The sequence below is a fragment of the Aeromicrobium marinum DSM 15272 genome (genome assembly GCF_000160775.2).
Classification (GTDB): domain Bacteria; phylum Actinomycetota; class Actinomycetes; order Propionibacteriales; family Nocardioidaceae; genus Aeromicrobium; species Aeromicrobium marinum.
Genome location: NZ_CM001024.1, coordinates 1,847,186 through 1,861,875, shown reverse-complemented (window position 1 = coordinate 1,861,875; position 14,690 = coordinate 1,847,186). Strand labels below are relative to the sequence as shown.

Genomic DNA, 14,690 nt, shown 5'->3' with positions numbered 1-14,690 from the left:
CGATGACCTCCACCGCACCAGCCACCGCGAGCTCCCCGCCCGCGCTGCGTGACCTCGCGGCCCGCCTGACGGCCGAGCCGGCGATCGTGGCGGCCCTCGGTGACCGCGACGACGGCGTCCACGAGGTCGCCCTGCGGGGTCCGGCGGCGATGCGTCCGTTCGTGACGCAGGCCCTGGCGGGTGTCACGACCGTGCTCGCCGTGACGGCCACGGCGCGCGAGGCCGACGACCTCGCCCGCGTGCTGTCGGCGTCGTTGGGTCCCGATGCCGTGGTGTCCTTCCCCGCGTGGGAGACGCTGCCGCACGAGCGGCTCTCGCCGCGTTCGGACACCGTGGGGCGCCGGCTCGCGACGTTGCGCCGGCTCGTCCACCCGGTCGGCGCGCCCCCACGGGTGGTGGTCGCGCCGGTGCGGTCGGTCCTTCAGCCGCAGGTCAGGGGCCTGGCCGACCTGACGCCGGTCGAGATCCGTGTCGGGGACGACCACGAGCTCGACGCCCTCGTCCGTGACCTGGCGGCGGCCGCCTACACCCGGGTCGACCTCGTCGAGCGACGCGGCGAGTTCGCCGTGCGCGGCGGCATCGTCGACGTGTTCCCCCCGACGGAGGAGCACCCGCTCCGGCTCGAGTTCTGGGGCGACACGGTCGAGGAGATCCGCCGCTTCGCGGTGGCCGACCAGCGCACCCTCGAGCCGGTCGACCACGTGTGGGCCCCGCCGTGTCGCGAGCTGCTGCTCACCGACGCCGTCCGGGCCCGTGCCGCGCAGCTCGCGACCGATCACCCGGCCCTGGCCGAGCTGTTCGGCAAGATCGCCGAGGGGCACGCCGTGGAGGGCATGGAGTCCCTCGCGCCGGCGCTCGTCGACCAGATGGAGCTGTTCGTCGAGCTGCTGCCCGAGCGGTCGACGATCCTGGTCTGCGACCCCGAGCGGGTGCGGGCCCGTGCCCACGACCTGGTGGCCACCAGCGAGGAGTTCCTCCAGGCCTCGTGGGCGGCGGCGTCGGCGGGCGGCGAGGCGCCGATCGACCTGGGCGCCGCCGCCTTCCACACGCTCGACGACGTGCACGGGCAGACCCTGTCGCTGGGCCATGACTGGTGGTCGCTCTCGCCCTTCGGCAGCGACATCGACGGTAGTCGTGAGCTGGACGTCGAGGAGGCCCCGACCTACCGCGGCGACATGGACGCGGCCCTGGTCGACCTGAGGGGTTGGCTGGGAGCCGGCCTCGAGGTGGCGTTCGTGGTGCCCGGTCACGGCCAGGCCCAGCGCACCGCCGAGTGGCTGGCGGAGAACGACCTGCCGGCCGCGATCGTCGAACCGGGCGACGAGGTCGCGAGCGGTGTCGTGCGCATCTGCTGCGCCGAGCTGGAGCACGGTGTCGTCGCGCTGTCGCTGGGCCTGGCCGTGCTGACCTACGACGACCTGGTCGGTCAGCGGGCGGCCGACCGCTCCGAGCGCAAGATGCCCACCCGCCGTCGCAAGCAGGTCGACCCGCTGGAGCTGTCACCGGGCGACCACGTGGTGCACGAGCAGCACGGTGTCGGCCGCTACGTCGAGCTGGTGAACCGGGTCGTGCAGGGCGCGGCGCGCGAGTACCTGGTCATCGAGTACGGCTCCAGCAAGCGGGGCCAACCGGCCGACCGGCTCTTCCTGCCGATGGACCAGCTCGACCAGATCAGTCGCTACGTCGGGGGTGAGAGCCCCACGCTGGACCGGCTCGGCGGCTCGGACTGGACCAACCGCAAGAACAAGGCGCGCAAGGCGGTCCGGCAGATCGCCGGCGAGCTGATCAAGCTGTACGCGGCCCGGCAGTCGACCCAGGGGCACGCGTTCGGCCCCGACACCCCGTGGCAGGCCGAGCTGGAGGACGCCTTCGCCTACGTCGAGACGCCCGACCAGCTCAGCACCATCGAGGAGGTCAAGCGCGACATGGAGCGCGTGGTCCCGATGGACCGGCTGGTCTGCGGCGACGTCGGCTACGGCAAGACCGAGATCGCGGTCCGGGCGGCCTTCAAGGCGATCCAGGACGGCAAGCAGGTCATCCTGCTGGTGCCCACGACCCTGCTGGTGCAGCAGCACTACGCGACCTTCGCCGAGCGGTTCGGCCAGTTCCCGGTGTCGATCCGTCCCCTGTCGCGGTTCCAGACCGAGTCCGAGAGCAAGGCCACCCTGGAGGCGCTCGCCGAGGGTTCGGTCGACCTGGTCATCGGCACCCACCGGCTGCTCCAGCCGGGGGTGCGCATCAAGGACCTCGGGCTGGTCATCGTCGACGAGGAGCAGCGCTTCGGCGTCGAGCACAAGGAGGCGCTCAAGCACCTGCGGGCCGCCGTCGACGTGCTCAGCATGTCGGCCACGCCGATCCCGCGCACGCTCGAGATGGCGGTGACCGGCATCCGTGAGATGTCGACCATCGCCACGCCTCCGGAGGAGCGGCACCCGGTGCTGAGCTTCGTCGGGCCGTACGAGGACCGTCAGGTCGTGGCCGCCATCCGCCGCGAGCTGCTGCGCGAGGGTCAGGCGTTCTACATCCACAACCGGGTGCAGAGCATCGACAAGGCCGTCGCCCGTCTGCGGCAGCTGGTGCCGGAGGTGCGGGTCGCCGCCGCCCACGGCCAGATGAGCGAGGCCCAGCTGGAGCAGGTGATGCTGGACTTCTGGGAGAAGCGCTACGACGTGCTGGTCTGCACCACGATCGTGGAGTCTGGGCTGGACGTCTCGAACGCCAACACCATGATCATCGAGCGCTCCGACACGCTGGGGCTGTCGCAGCTGCACCAGCTGCGTGGACGGGTCGGCCGCGGCAGCGAGCGGGCCTACGCGTACTTCCTGTACCCCCCGGACAAGCCGCTCACCGAGACCGCGCACGACCGCCTGGCGACCATCGCCCAGCACTCCGAGCTCGGCGGCGGCATGGCCGTGGCCATGAAGGACCTGGAGATCCGCGGCGCGGGCAACCTGCTGGGCGGTGAGCAGTCCGGTCACATCGCCGACGTCGGTTTCGACCTGTACGTGCGGCTGGTCGGCGAGGCCGTCGCGGAGTTCCGCGGCGAGGCCGAGCCGGAGCGCGAGGTCAGGATCGAGCTGCCCATCGAGGCCCACCTCCCGCTCACCTACCTGCCGAGCGAGCGGCTGCGGCTGGAGATGTACAAGCGGCTCGCCGGTGTGCGCACCCCCGACGACGTCGTCGAGCTGCGGGCCGAGCTGGTCGACCGGTACGGGGAGCCGCCCGAGGTCGTCGAGACGTTGCTGCAGGTGGCGCTGCTGCGCATCAAGGTCCGCGACGCCGGGCTCACCGAGGTCACCGCGGCCGGCTCCAGCGTGCGGTTCGGGGAGATCGCCCTCCCGGACTCCGCGCAGATGCGCCTGCGCCGGGTGTACCCCAAGAGTCTGTACAAGGAGGCGGCGCGGATCGCGCTGGTGCCGCGTCCGCGGGAGTCCGGCATCGGCGGCAAGCCGCTCGTGGGGCGTGCGCTGATGGACTGGGTCGGTACGGTCGTCGACACCCTGGTGGCCTGACCGGCTGCTGGGTCGACCACGGAGCCGGGCTTGGTCCGGTGCCGGAGAATGGGGCCATGCGCCGCCTGCTCGTCGTCCCGGTGGCCGTCCTGGCCGTGGTGGCCGGCTGTGGGACGGTGACCGGGGGAGGACCGACGGAGCGGCCCCGCCCCGACGTCGATCTTCCGGAGCGGGCGGTCGCAGCTCCAGTGCTCGCCGGCGTGGTGGAGGCCGGGTGGCTGGGCCGCACGTCCGGGTCGACGGGCATCCCGCCGCGGGTCCTGCAGGCCTACGCAGCGGCCGAGTCGCGGCTCGCCGAGGAGGACCCCGCCTGCGGCATCGGCTGGAACGTGCTGGCGGGCATCGGGCAGATCGAGTCCATCCACGGCGCCGTGAACGGCTCGCGGATCGGAGCCGACGGGGTGGCCTCACCGCCGATCATCGGCATCGCCCTGGACGGCGACGGCGTGGCAGCGATCCCCGACACCGACGGCGGCCGGCTGGACGGCGACACCGAGTGGGACCGGGCGGTCGGTCCGATGCAGTTCATCCCGACCACGTGGGCCGAGTGGGGCGCCGACGGCGACGGTGACGGGCGCCGCGACCCCCAGGACGTCGACGACGCGGCCCTCGCGGCCGCCCGCTACCTGTGCGACGCGGGCGTGGTCCAGGAGAAGATCGGCTTCACCGACGCGGTGCTGACCTACAACCGCAGCGCGCGCTACGCCCGCGACGTCAGCAGCACCGCGACCGCCTACGCCCGCGACACCGCCTGACCCCCGCCCCGTCTCCCTCACCCTCCCGCTGGCAGTGACGTTTCGGCCCCTGAATTGCCTGATCCGGGGCCGAAACGTCACTGCCAGCGGGAAGGGGAGAGGTGGTCAGTCCTCGTCGAGGGTGCCGACCGGGTCGAACACGAAGGAGCCCAGGTGCTGCTGCACGCCTCGGAAGGCGTCCGCGATCTCCGGGTCCCGCAGCGCCCGCTCCAGCGACCGCAGGGCGTCCTCGGTCGCGGCGTCGGTGGTCTCCTCGACAGGCTCGTCCATGGCACCATCGTCGCGCCGACCATCGCGGTCCGCACGCTCACGGGTCCTGGTCCGAGGCGAGGGCAGTGGTGCGGGGATCACGGCGCCGACCGCCCAGTATCGTGTGACCGCAACCACAGAGAGGCTGTCATGATCCGTCACGTGCGCACGCTGGGACTGCTCGTCCCGGCTCTCCTGCTGGCCGGCTGCGGCGGGATCAGTCCCGGTGCCGCCGCCGTCGTCGAGGGCCAGCGCATCGCGATGTCCGACGTCGACGACGCTGCGGTCGCCGTGTGCCTGCTGAACGCCGGGCCGGACGGGGCGGTCGACGGTGCTGATGCTCGGCGGCAGGCGGTCAGCACCTACGTGCTGCTCGAGGTCGCGCGGAACCTGGCTGCCGAGCAGGACCTGCGCATCGCCGCGAACGACCGGCAGGTGACGGCCGAGCAGCGCCGCGAGCTGGCCGAGCTGGCGGGGGACGACGTCGAGGTCGAGGTCGTCGTCGAGGTGGTGGAGGCGAACCGCGAGATCCTGGCGATCGCCGATGCCCTCGGTGCCCGCGAGACGGGGCTGCGTCCCGGCGACACGACCGACCCGGAGCAGATCGACCAGATCCGCCAGGCCGGGAGCGCGGTCATCTCCGACGCCGTGGCCGCTGCCGACGTCGAGTTCGACCCCCGCTTCAACCTCGACACCGGCGGAGCGCTCGTCGGGCCCAGCGGTGGCCTGGCCGCGGCGTCCGGCGACCCGGTCGACCCGGCCGCGCTGCCGGCGACGCAGCGCTGTGCCTGACCCGGGGGCCGCGGGAACTGAGGTCCTGCGGCTGCTGGAGGTCACCGACCGACTGTTCCGCGAGTGCCCGTGGACCCGCGAACAGACCCACGACTCGCTCCGGCCGTACCTGCTGGAGGAGGCGCACGAGGTCCTCGAGGCTCTGGACACCGGCGACACCGACCACCTGCGTGAGGAGCTGGGCGACCTCCTGATGCAGATCGTGTTCCATGCCCGCCACGCCGAGGGGCAGGGCGGCTGGGACATCGACGACGTGGCGGCCGGCATCGCCGACAAGCTGGTCCGCCGGAGCCCGCACGTCTTCGCCGACGGGTCCGCGGCCAGTGCCGACGAGGTCGACGCGGCCTGGCAGACCATCAAGGCGGCGGAGAAGCGCCGCTCGGGTCCGACCGAGGGCATCGCCGCGACCCTGCCGGCGCTCGCGAGGGCGCAGAAGGTGCTGGGGCGCGTCCCCGACCTGTCCCTCGAGGGCGACGACCTCGGCTCACGGCTGCTGCGACTCGTGGCCGAGGCCGAGGCTGCCGGTCTCGACGCCGAGGGCGAGCTGCGTCGCGCCGTCGCGACCCGCCTGGCCTGAGCACCGCGACCGAGCTGGCGCGACCGGAGCCGGACTCACCGCCGAGGGGCCGGGGACACGAGGGGTCGACGCACTAGGCTGGTCGGCGAACGACACCGCCCGCACCACCGTCGCGAGGAGCAACAGCTGTGGCACAGATCGAAGCCGTCGGAGCACGCGAGATCCTGGACTCCCGGGGCAACCCGACCGTGGAGGTCGAGGTCGCCCTCGACGACGGCACGATCGGTCGGGCAGCCGTCCCGTCCGGGGCTTCCACCGGCGCCTTCGAGGCCGTCGAGCTGCGGGACGGCGGCGACCGCTACCTCGGCAAGGGTGTGTTGAAGGCCGTCGAGGGCGTCAACGGCCCGCTGCGTGAGGCTCTGGTCGGCTTCGACGCCGACGACCAGCGCAGCATCGACCAGGCCATGAACGACATCGACGGCACCCCGAACAAGGCCACCTACGGCGCCAACGCGATCCTGGGTGTCTCCCTCGCCACCGCGCACGCGGCTGCGGAGTCGGCCGGTCTGCCGCTGTTCCGGTACGTCGGCGGGCCCAACGCGCACGTGCTGCCCGTGCCGATGATGAACATCCTCAACGGCGGGTCGCACGCCGACTCCAACGTCGACATCCAGGAGTTCATGATCGCGCCGATCGGTGCGACGACGTTCGGCGAGGCGTTGCGCCAGGGCGCCGAGGTCTACCACGCACTGAAGAGCGTCCTGAACGAGCGCGGACTCTCCACCGGCCTGGGCGACGAGGGCGGGTTCGCCCCCAACCTGGACTCCAACCGCGCCGCGCTCGAGCTGATCTCGGTCGCGATCGAGTCCGCCGGGTTGCGGGTCGGCCACGACATCGCGCTCGCGCTCGACGTCGCCGCGTCGGAGTTCTTCGAGGACGGCTCGTACTCCTTCGAGGGCCAGCAGCGCTCGGCGGAGCAGATGTCGGCCTACTACGCCGAGCTCGCCGCGGACTTCCCGATCGTGTCGATCGAGGACCCGCTCGACGAGGACGACTGGGCCGGCTGGACCACGCTCACCGACACCATCGGGGACCGGGTGCAGATCGTGGGCGACGACCTGTTCGTCACCAACGTCGAGCGGCTGTCGCGCGGCATCAGCGAGGGTGCCGCCAACGCCCTGCTGGTCAAGGTCAACCAGATCGGCTCGCTCACCGAGACCCTCGACTCCGTCGAGCTGGCGCACCGCCACGGCTTCGCCTGCATGATGAGCCACCGTTCCGGCGAGACCGAGGACACCACGATCGCCGACCTGGCCGTGGCGACCAACTGCGGTCAGATCAAGACCGGGGCCCCGGCCCGCTCCGACCGAGTCGCCAAGTACAACCAGCTGCTGCGCATCGAGGAGCTGCTCGGTACCGCGGCCAGCTACGCCGGCGCTTCGGCCTTCCCGCGGTTGGCGCTCTAGACCGATGGGATCGCGGCCGGGCGGCAGCTCGCGCCCCGGGGGCCAGTCGGCCCGCGGGGGCAGCCGCAACCGTCCGGCCAACCCGTCCACGTCGCGAGGGCGCGCCAAGCCCGCGCCCACCGGTGGTGGCGGTTCGAGGTTCACGACCCGAGCCGTCGTGCTGCTGTCGATCATCGTGCTGCTCATCGCCTCGTACACGTCGTCGCTGCGGACGTTCTGGGACCAGCGGCAGGAGATCCGCGCCACCGAGGCCGAGATCGTCATGCGGCAGCAGGCGATCGCCGAGCTGGAGGACGACGCGGCCCGGTGGGACGACCCCGCCTACGTCAAGCAGCAGGCCCGCGAGCGCTTCGGCTGGGTGCTGCCCGGTGAGGTCGGCTACCGGGTGATCGGGGCCGACGGCGAGGTGGAGGGCAACGCGCCCCGCCTGGCCGAGCCGCCGTCGTCGGAGCCGCCGCCCTGGTACGACCGACTCTGGAGCAGCGTGCAGACCGCGGGGGAGGACCCGGTGGAGCGTGCGGTGGAGGAGTCGGTGCCCGACCAGGTGCTGGAGCCGGCCGAGTGACCGCCGGACCCGCAGCGGTCGACCCTGCCGACCTCGACGCCGTGGCCGCCCAGCTCGGGCGGCCGGCCCGCGGGGTGCTGGCGATCGCCTCGCGCTGCCCGTCCGGCCATCCGAACGTCGTCCGGACCGAGCCGCGCCTGGACGACGGCACGCCGTTCCCCACGTTGTACTACCTCACCTGCCCCCGGCTGGCGGGCGCCATCGGCACCCTGGAGGCCTCCGGCCTGATGGCCGACATGTCGGCCCGCCTGCAGGAGGACGCCGAGCTGGCAGCGCACTACGCCCGTGCCCACGAGATCTACCTCGCCGAGCGGGAGGCGATCGGCCACGTACCGGAGATCGCCGGCATCAGCGCGGGAGGCATGCCCACGCGGGTCAAGTGCCTGCACGTCCTGATCGGGCACAGCCTGGCCGCGGGACCGGGCGTCAATCCGCTCGGCGACGAGGGCATCGAGGCGTTGGCCGGCCTGTGGCCCACCCACGACTGCGCGGCGGTCCCGGCATGACCCGCGTGGCGGCCATCGACTGCGGCACCAACTCCATCCGCCTCCTCGTGGCCGACGTCGACGGCGAGGTCAAGACCGACCACCTCCGCGAGATGCGCATCGTGCGGCTCGGCGAGGGTGTGGACCGCACCGGACGGCTCGACCCGGCCGCCGTCGGACGTGCCGTCGAGGCCACCCGCGAGTTCGTCGGTCAGGCCGAGGTGCTGGGCGCGGAGGTCGTGCGGTTCTGCGCCACGTCCGCCGCCCGCGACGCCGCCAACGCCGACGAGTTCCTCGACGCGATCGAGTCGGTCGTCGGGGTACGGCCGGAGATCCTCTCCGGTGATGCCGAGGCGCGGGCGTCCTTCCTCGGCGCGACGCGCGACGTGGGTCAGGGCCCCACGGTCGTCGCCGACATCGGCGGAGGCTCCACCGAGCTGGTCGCCGGTGACGGTGAGCAGGTCGACCACGCCGAGTCCTTCGACATCGGTTCGGTGCGTCTGACCGAGCGGTTCCTCGCGTCGGACCCGCCGACGATCGCGGAGATCACCGAGCTGATCGACCACCTCGACGACGTCCTGGCGGCCAGCGTGGACGGTTGGTCACCGATCGAGCGGTTCGTCGGGGTCGCGGGCACCGTCACCACCGTGGCGGCGCACGCCCTCGGGCTGGACTCCTACGACTCCGCCCGCATCCACGGAGCCGTGCTGCCGGTCCCGACGGTCCGCGCCGCATGCGTGTCGTTGGTGCAGATGCCGGTGGCCGACCGGCGGGCGCTGCCGTTCATGCACCACGGCCGGGCCGACGTCATCGGTGCAGGCGCGTTGATCCTCGACCGCCTGCTGGAGGTGCTGCCCCTGGCCACCGGCGACGTGCTCGTCAGCGAGCGCGACATCCTCGACGGCATCGCCTGGGGCGCCGTCGAGGCCCCGGGCCGCTGATCCCTTGACTTGCCGCTGCGGAAAGTGATTGACTTTCCGGTATGGAACATCACGGGGACAGGGACGACGCCGACACGTCCGGGAACGTGGCACCGCTCGACATCGTCCAGCAGGCGCGGGCGGCCGCGGCCGACCGGCTGGTCACGCGGTGGTGGTACCACCCGACGCTGGGCCTGCTGTTCATGGGCTACACCGTCTCGCTCTCGTTGGGCACCCGACTGGTCCAGATCATCGGGTTCGTGGCGTTCTTCGCCGGCGTCGCGATCCTCGTGCAGGCCTACCAGCGGATCGCCGGCGTGTGGCCGTGGGGACACCAGGACGGACCCGCGACGCGCTGGGCTTACGCCATGGGCGCCGCCGGCGGCATCGGCTTCGGCACCGCCTTCCTCCTCGCCCGGCTCGGGGCGCACCCGGGATGGATCTGGGCGATCGGCGTGCTCCTCGCGGTCGCGGTCGTGGTCCTCGGGCACCTGTACGACCGCGCCCTGGCGGCCGACCTGCGTGCCGCCCGGTGACGGGCGGGTTCGACGAGGTCGTCCACGCCCCGCAACGGCTGCGGATCTGTGCCTTTCTCGACGCGGTCACCACGGCGGAGTTCTCCGCCGTGAGGGATCTGCTCGGAGCGGCCGACTCGGTGGTCAGCAAGCACCTGAAGGTGTTGGCCGACGCCGGCTACGTCGCGATCGACAAGCCGACCGGCCGGGGTCGCGTGCGGACCTGGGTGGGTCTCACCCCGGAGGGGCGTGCGGCGTACCGCGGCCACGTGGCGGCGTTGCGGGCGATCGTCGCGGAGTGAGCGACCGGGGGGACCGACCGGTGACTAGGCTGGGCGGGCTCCCGTGGCCCAACTGGCAGAGGCAGGCGGCTTAAACCCGCTGACGGTACGGGTTCGAATCCCGTCGGGAGCACCGCTCGTGCGGACGGCCGCGGTCAGGCCGGTCGCGGCGACGACGCGCAGGTGATGCAGGTCCGGGCGGCCGGGCGGGCCAGCAGACGCTCGCGCGCCACCGCCAGCCCGCAGCGCTCGCACCTGCCATAGGTGCCGGCCGCGATCCGGTCCAGCGCGGCGTCGACGTCGGCCAGGTGGCGGCGTGCGGCGGCCAGCAGCGCGCCGGCCTGCGAGCGCTCGAAGGCGATGGTGGCGCCCTCGGGATCGTGCTCGTCGTCGGTCGCGGTGTCGCGTGCGGCCTCCACGATCGATGCGACGTTGCCGGTCAGGCCCGCGATCCGGTCGCGGGTGCGCTCGCGATCGGCCCACAGCTGCTGCTGCAGTTCGGGAACGTCGTCGTGCAGCACCTGGGCGCACCCCCGGGGACGGTCGGGACCACGGCGGGACCGCCGATGCCGTCAGTGTGGCAGCGAGCGCCGACAGATCCGGTCAGCGTCGGACCGCCCGGAGGTCGGTGATGGGCCGGCCCGCCGCCACCCCCTTGGCCTCGAACCGGGTGAGCGCCCGGCCCGCGAACCGCTCGGCCGGTCCGCCGTCGAAATCGTCGGAGCCGGCGATGACCTCGGCCATCTGCTCGGCGTACTCGGCCCAGTCGGTGGCCAGGCGCCACACCCCACCCGGACGGAGCACCCGTGCGGCCAGACCTGCGAACGCCGGCGTCACGAGCCGGCGCTTGTGGTGGCGCGCCTTCGGCCACGGGTCGGGAAAGTTCACCCACAGCTCGTCGACCGACCCGGCGGGCAGCATCGTGGCGAGCGCCTCGGCCGCATCGACCATGGCGAGCCGGACCGAGGTCAGGCCGCGATGTCGCAGGGTCACCAGCGTCTGGGCGACTCCGGGCCGGTAGACCTCCAGGCCCAGCAGGTCGACCTCCGGCCGTTCCTCGGCCGCCCCGCAGATGACCTCTCCGCGTCCGCCGCCGATCTCGACGACCAGGGGCGCCCGGCGGCCGAACACGGCCTCGACGTCGAGCACGAAGCCGGGGTCCACCGAGGTGCTGGAGCCGGCTCGGGGCAGGTCCAGCACGAACTGCTCCCCGACGGCGTCCCACGCGGCCTGCTGGCGCTCGGTCAGCCGGCCGCCGCGGCGGGTGAAGGACACCGGGGTGGCTCGGTACCGGGACGGCGGGTCGGTCGAGGTCACCGGACGACGGTACAGAACCACCGTGGTGCGTCGACCGGCGCGTGGAAGGGCGTGGTCATCGGATCTGGTGACCGGATCTTGCTGATCGATGGCCGGGAACGGTCTGGTCCGGGCCGACGGGCCTTCCTAGGCTCGGCCCATGACGATCACCCCCGACACCAAGGACTGGACCTGGGTGCTGCGCGAGGCGTGCCCCGAGTGCGGGTTCACGGCGGCGGCCGCCCCGCCGCAGGACGTCGCCGACCGGATCCGACAGCATCCCGCCCGGTGGGCCCGGGTCCTCGGTCGGGCCGACGCCGCGGTGAGACCGTCGCGCGGTGTGTGGTCGCCGACCGAGTACGCCGCGCACGTGCGCGACATGTACCGGGTCTTCGACGAGCGACTCCGGCTCGTCCAGGAGGTCGACGACCCGGAGTTCGCCGACTGGGACCAGGACGAGGCGGCGATCGCCGGCGACTACGCGTCACTGGTCCCCGAGGACGTGGCGGACGACCTCGCCACTGCGATCGGACGCATCGCGGCGACGCTCGACGCCGTACCGGGGCAGGGCTGGGTGCGACCGTGCCGCAGGTCCAACGGCTCGGTCTTCACCGCCGGGTCGCTGGCGCAGTACATGCTGCACGACGACGTGCACCACCTGCACGACGTCGCGGGCTGAGCTCAGCCGACCGGTCGCGTGGGTTCGCCTCGCTGCGCTCTCGCCCTCGCAAGCTCGGGCTGGCGAACGCGGGTGGTGGTCGCCAGGGAGCGGAGCGACCGTGAGGGCGGAGCCCGAGGCGACGGCTGACGTGGGGTTCGCCTCGCTGCGCTCACGCCCTCGCAAGCTCGGGCTGGCGAACGCGGGGCCGGGCGCTCTCGGTGGTTGAGGTGCTGCGAGGAACGAGCAGCCTCGAAACCACCTCTCTCGGTCGCCAGGGAGGGGAGCGACCGTGAGGGCGGAGCCCGAGGCGACGGCTGACGTGGGGTTCGCCTCGCTGCGCTCACGCCCTCGCAAGCTCGGGCTGGCGAACGCGGTGCCGCTCACGGTCGCCAGGGAGCGGAGCGACCGTGAGGGCGAAGGCCGACGCGACGCTCGCGTGGGTTCGCCTCGCTGCGCTCACGCCCTCGCAAGCTCGGGCTGGCGAACGCGGGGCCGCGCGCTCTCGGTGGTTGAGGTGCTGCGAGGAACGAGCAGCCTCGAAACCACCGCTGTGGTCGCCAGGGAGCGGAGCGACCGTGAGGGCGGAGCCCGACCCGACGCTCGCGTGGGTTCGCCTCGCTGCGCTCACGCCCTCGCAAGCTCGGGCTGGCGAACGCACCACTCTGGTCGCCAGGGGTTCGCCTCACTGGTTGCAGGGCGAAACCGGGCCGCAGCGGGATACATTCCGGTGGTTCGTGCGTTGTATAGGGTGTAGTCACCGGCCCCACCAGCGGGGCACACTCCCACGGAGGAAGCAATGCAGAGCAATAACCCGGTCTTCGCCCGAAGTGACGGCTTCAACGGCCGAGGCGGAGCTCCCACCACGACCACCAGCAACGATCCGTCGCAGTGGCGGATCGACCTCGACGCCCAGCCCGGCGCGTCGCTGGGCGGCGGAACCTCGACGGGTCGCATGACCCTCGACACCGTCGTCGAGAAGACCGCCATCAGCCTCGGTCTGCTCGTCGCGACCGCCGCCGTCGCCTGGTTCCTCATCGGCGACCTGGCCACCGAGGGCGCCCTCGCCACGGCGTTCGCCTTCGCCATGGGCGGAGCCATCGTCGGCCTGGTGCTGTCGCTGGTCAACTCCTTCAAGAAGGTCGTCAGCCCCGCGCTGGTCCTGGCCTTCGCCGCGGTCGAGGGCGTGTTCGTCGGCGCCTTCTCGAAGATCATCTCCAGCTACGTCGGCGACCCGACGATCGTGTTCCAGGCCGTCCTGGCCACGATGGTCGCGTTCTTCGGCACGCTGGCCGCGTACAAGTTCTTCAACATCCAGGTGACCGACAAGTTCCGCAAGGTCATGACGATCGCGATCTTCAGCTTCGTCGGCGTCATGCTCGTGAACTTCGTGCTCAGCCTCACCGGCGTGCTGGAGTCCGGCGGCCTGCGCGGCTTCAACACCCTCGGCCTCGTCGTCTCGGCGATCGCCGTGGTGCTGGCCGTGTTCATGCTGATCATGGACTTCGACTTCGTCGAGAAGGGCATCGAGGCCGGCCTGCCGGAGCGCGAGTCCTGGCGTGCCGCGTTCGGCCTGACGGTCACCCTCGTGTGGCTGTACATCGAGCTGCTGCGCATCCTCGCGATCCTGCGCGGCGACTGATCCGCTCGTCCCTCACGGGACGACAGCACGAACGGCCGGACCCCTCGGGGTCCGGCCGTTCGTCGTCGTGCGGCGGTACGGCTCAGCGCCGGCGGCGCAGGACGCCGGCCCAGCGGCCGGCACCGCGCACCTCGGTGCCGTCGCGGTGCGTCGCGAGGTCCGCCGCCTCGTCGACCGGCATGACCTGGCTGGGGGCGTCGTCCTCGACCGGTTCGCTGCGACGTTCGTGCACGGCGTCGGCGACCGACGACAGCAGCGCCGTGACGAGGCTCGCGTAGCCCGACGCCGAGGGGTGGAACCGGTCGTCGCCGAACATCAGCTCGTGGTGCTGGATGAAGATGGGGCCCAGCAGACCACCGAGCGAGACGGTGCGCGCACCCGCCTGGACGGCCGCCACGGTCTGCTTGCGGGCCAGCCGGCGGCTGGAGAGGCGCGCGACCGACCGCAGCGGCTCCTTGATCGGGCGGACCGTGCCGAGGTCCGGGCAGGTGCCCACGACGACGGCGGTCCCGGCCTCCACGAGTCGGGTCACGGCCAGGGAGAGGTCGTACGCCGCGTCCCTCGCCGACTTCAGGTGGGTCACGTCGTTGGCCCCGATGACGATCACGGCGACGTCCGCGGCCAGCGGCAGGGCGCGGTCGACCTGCTCGGCGAGGTCCGAGCTCTCGGCACCCACGACGGCCACGCTGTGCATCTGCACCGGCGAGGCGAGGCGTTGCGCGAGCCCGTAGCCGAGCAGCGCCGGCGGGGTGGTGAGCGCGGTGAGCATGCCGTAGCCCACCGCCGCGGAGTCGCCGAGCACGACCGCCCGGATCGTCTCGCCCGGCTGGTCGTCCCCGTAGAGGCCGTCGGGGGAGGGTGGGCGGGCGTCGGTGACCCCGATGAGCCGGCGCGCGAGGACCGTCTCGCCGAACAGGAAGCCGGCCGTCGTACCGACGGTGGCGACGGTCCCGACAGCGGTCGCCGTCGCGATCTTGCGCCTCATCCCCATGGCACCAGCGTAGGTGGGTTGGGCGTGGCCCCTGAGGTCGGCCGTG

General features: G+C 72.6%; 16 protein-coding genes and 1 tRNA gene. 13 read left to right on the top strand and 4 right to left on the bottom strand.

Annotated features, from left to right (window positions below; all coding sequences use genetic code 11):
- Positions 1-2 precede the first annotated feature (2 nt).
- Both mfd and HMPREF0063_RS17210 read left to right on the top strand, forming a co-directional pair.
- Complete coding sequence (gene mfd, locus HMPREF0063_RS09470) at positions 3-3,512, top strand: transcription-repair coupling factor (protein WP_007078440.1); 3,510 nt, start codon at positions 3-5, stop codon at positions 3,510-3,512.
- Between the two features lie 56 nt (positions 3,513-3,568).
- Positions 3,569-4,267, top strand: coding sequence for a lytic murein transglycosylase (locus HMPREF0063_RS17210; RefSeq protein ID WP_007078439.1), 699 nt, complete (start codon positions 3,569-3,571; stop codon positions 4,265-4,267).
- Positions 4,268-4,372: 105 nt separating this feature from the next.
- On the opposite strand, the gene HMPREF0063_RS16800 is transcribed toward HMPREF0063_RS17210, so the two are convergent.
- Positions 4,373-4,537, bottom strand: coding sequence for a hypothetical protein (locus HMPREF0063_RS16800; protein WP_007078438.1), 165 nt, complete (start codon positions 4,535-4,537; stop codon positions 4,373-4,375).
- Between the two features lie 129 nt (positions 4,538-4,666).
- On the opposite strand from HMPREF0063_RS16800, the gene HMPREF0063_RS17085 reads away from it, so the two are divergent.
- The 9 genes from HMPREF0063_RS17085 (at position 4,667) to HMPREF0063_RS09420 (ending at position 10,190) form a co-directional block, all read left to right on the top strand.
- The gene (locus tag HMPREF0063_RS17085; RefSeq protein WP_040320223.1) at positions 4,667-5,308 is read left to right on the top strand and encodes a hypothetical protein; all 642 of its coding nucleotides are present in this window, start codon (positions 4,667-4,669) and stop codon (positions 5,306-5,308) included.
- Positions 5,301-5,885, top strand: a complete 585-nt coding sequence (locus HMPREF0063_RS09455) for a nucleoside triphosphate pyrophosphohydrolase (RefSeq protein ID WP_007078437.1) — start codon at positions 5,301-5,303, stop codon at positions 5,883-5,885. The genes HMPREF0063_RS17085 and HMPREF0063_RS09455 overlap by 8 nt, the downstream gene beginning before the upstream one ends.
- A gap of 128 nt (positions 5,886-6,013) precedes the next feature.
- On the top strand, positions 6,014-7,291 hold the full coding sequence (eno, locus tag HMPREF0063_RS09450; RefSeq protein ID WP_007078436.1) for a phosphopyruvate hydratase: 1,278 nt from the start codon (positions 6,014-6,016) through the stop codon (positions 7,289-7,291).
- Positions 7,292-7,295: 4 nt separating this feature from the next.
- Positions 7,296-7,856: an FtsB family cell division protein gene (locus HMPREF0063_RS09445; protein WP_083788897.1), complete on the top strand. Its 561-nt coding sequence runs from the start codon at positions 7,296-7,298 to the stop codon at positions 7,854-7,856.
- A complete protein-coding gene (locus tag HMPREF0063_RS09440; protein WP_007078434.1) occupies positions 7,853-8,362 on the top strand; it encodes a DUF501 domain-containing protein in 510 nt (169 codons plus the stop codon). Before HMPREF0063_RS09445 ends, HMPREF0063_RS09440 begins: the two co-directional genes overlap by 4 nt.
- On the top strand, positions 8,359-9,282 hold the full coding sequence (locus tag HMPREF0063_RS09435) for a Ppx/GppA phosphatase family protein (protein ID WP_007078433.1): 924 nt from the start codon (positions 8,359-8,361) through the stop codon (positions 9,280-9,282). Before HMPREF0063_RS09440 ends, HMPREF0063_RS09435 begins: the two co-directional genes overlap by 4 nt.
- 41 nt (positions 9,283-9,323) lie before the next feature.
- The gene (locus HMPREF0063_RS09430; protein ID WP_007078432.1) at positions 9,324-9,797 is read left to right on the top strand and encodes a hypothetical protein; all 474 of its coding nucleotides are present in this window, start codon (positions 9,324-9,326) and stop codon (positions 9,795-9,797) included.
- Positions 9,794-10,078 carry a transcriptional regulator gene (locus HMPREF0063_RS09425; RefSeq protein WP_007078431.1) on the top strand — a complete coding sequence of 95 codons (285 nt, stop codon included), beginning with the start codon at positions 9,794-9,796 and terminating at the stop codon, positions 10,076-10,078. Before HMPREF0063_RS09430 ends, HMPREF0063_RS09425 begins: the two co-directional genes overlap by 4 nt.
- 37 nt (positions 10,079-10,115) lie before the next feature.
- Positions 10,116-10,190 (top strand) — tRNA-Leu (locus tag HMPREF0063_RS09420).
- Positions 10,191-10,212: 22 nt separating this feature from the next.
- On the opposite strand, the gene HMPREF0063_RS09415 is transcribed toward HMPREF0063_RS09420, so the two are convergent.
- Positions 10,213-10,578: a TraR/DksA family transcriptional regulator gene (locus HMPREF0063_RS09415; protein ID WP_007078430.1), complete on the bottom strand. Its 366-nt coding sequence runs from the start codon at positions 10,576-10,578 to the stop codon at positions 10,213-10,215.
- Positions 10,579-10,660: 82 nt separating this feature from the next.
- Complete coding sequence (gene trmB / locus HMPREF0063_RS09410) at positions 10,661-11,374, bottom strand: tRNA (guanosine(46)-N7)-methyltransferase TrmB (RefSeq protein ID WP_245527700.1); 714 nt, start codon at positions 11,372-11,374, stop codon at positions 10,661-10,663.
- A 139-nt stretch (positions 11,375-11,513) separates the two neighbouring features.
- On the opposite strand from trmB, the gene HMPREF0063_RS09405 reads away from it, so the two are divergent.
- Positions 11,514-12,032, top strand: coding sequence for a DinB family protein (locus tag HMPREF0063_RS09405; protein WP_007078428.1), 519 nt, complete (start codon positions 11,514-11,516; stop codon positions 12,030-12,032).
- Positions 12,033-12,810: 778 nt separating this feature from the next.
- Positions 12,811-13,653, top strand: coding sequence for a Bax inhibitor-1/YccA family protein (locus HMPREF0063_RS09400; RefSeq protein ID WP_007078427.1), 843 nt, complete (start codon positions 12,811-12,813; stop codon positions 13,651-13,653).
- An 82-nt stretch (positions 13,654-13,735) separates the two neighbouring features.
- Here HMPREF0063_RS09400 and HMPREF0063_RS09395 read toward each other — a convergent pair whose 3' ends face one another.
- Complete coding sequence (locus tag HMPREF0063_RS09395; RefSeq protein WP_007078426.1) at positions 13,736-14,644, bottom strand: SGNH/GDSL hydrolase family protein; 909 nt, start codon at positions 14,642-14,644, stop codon at positions 13,736-13,738.
- Between the last annotated feature and the right edge of the window lie 46 nt (positions 14,645-14,690).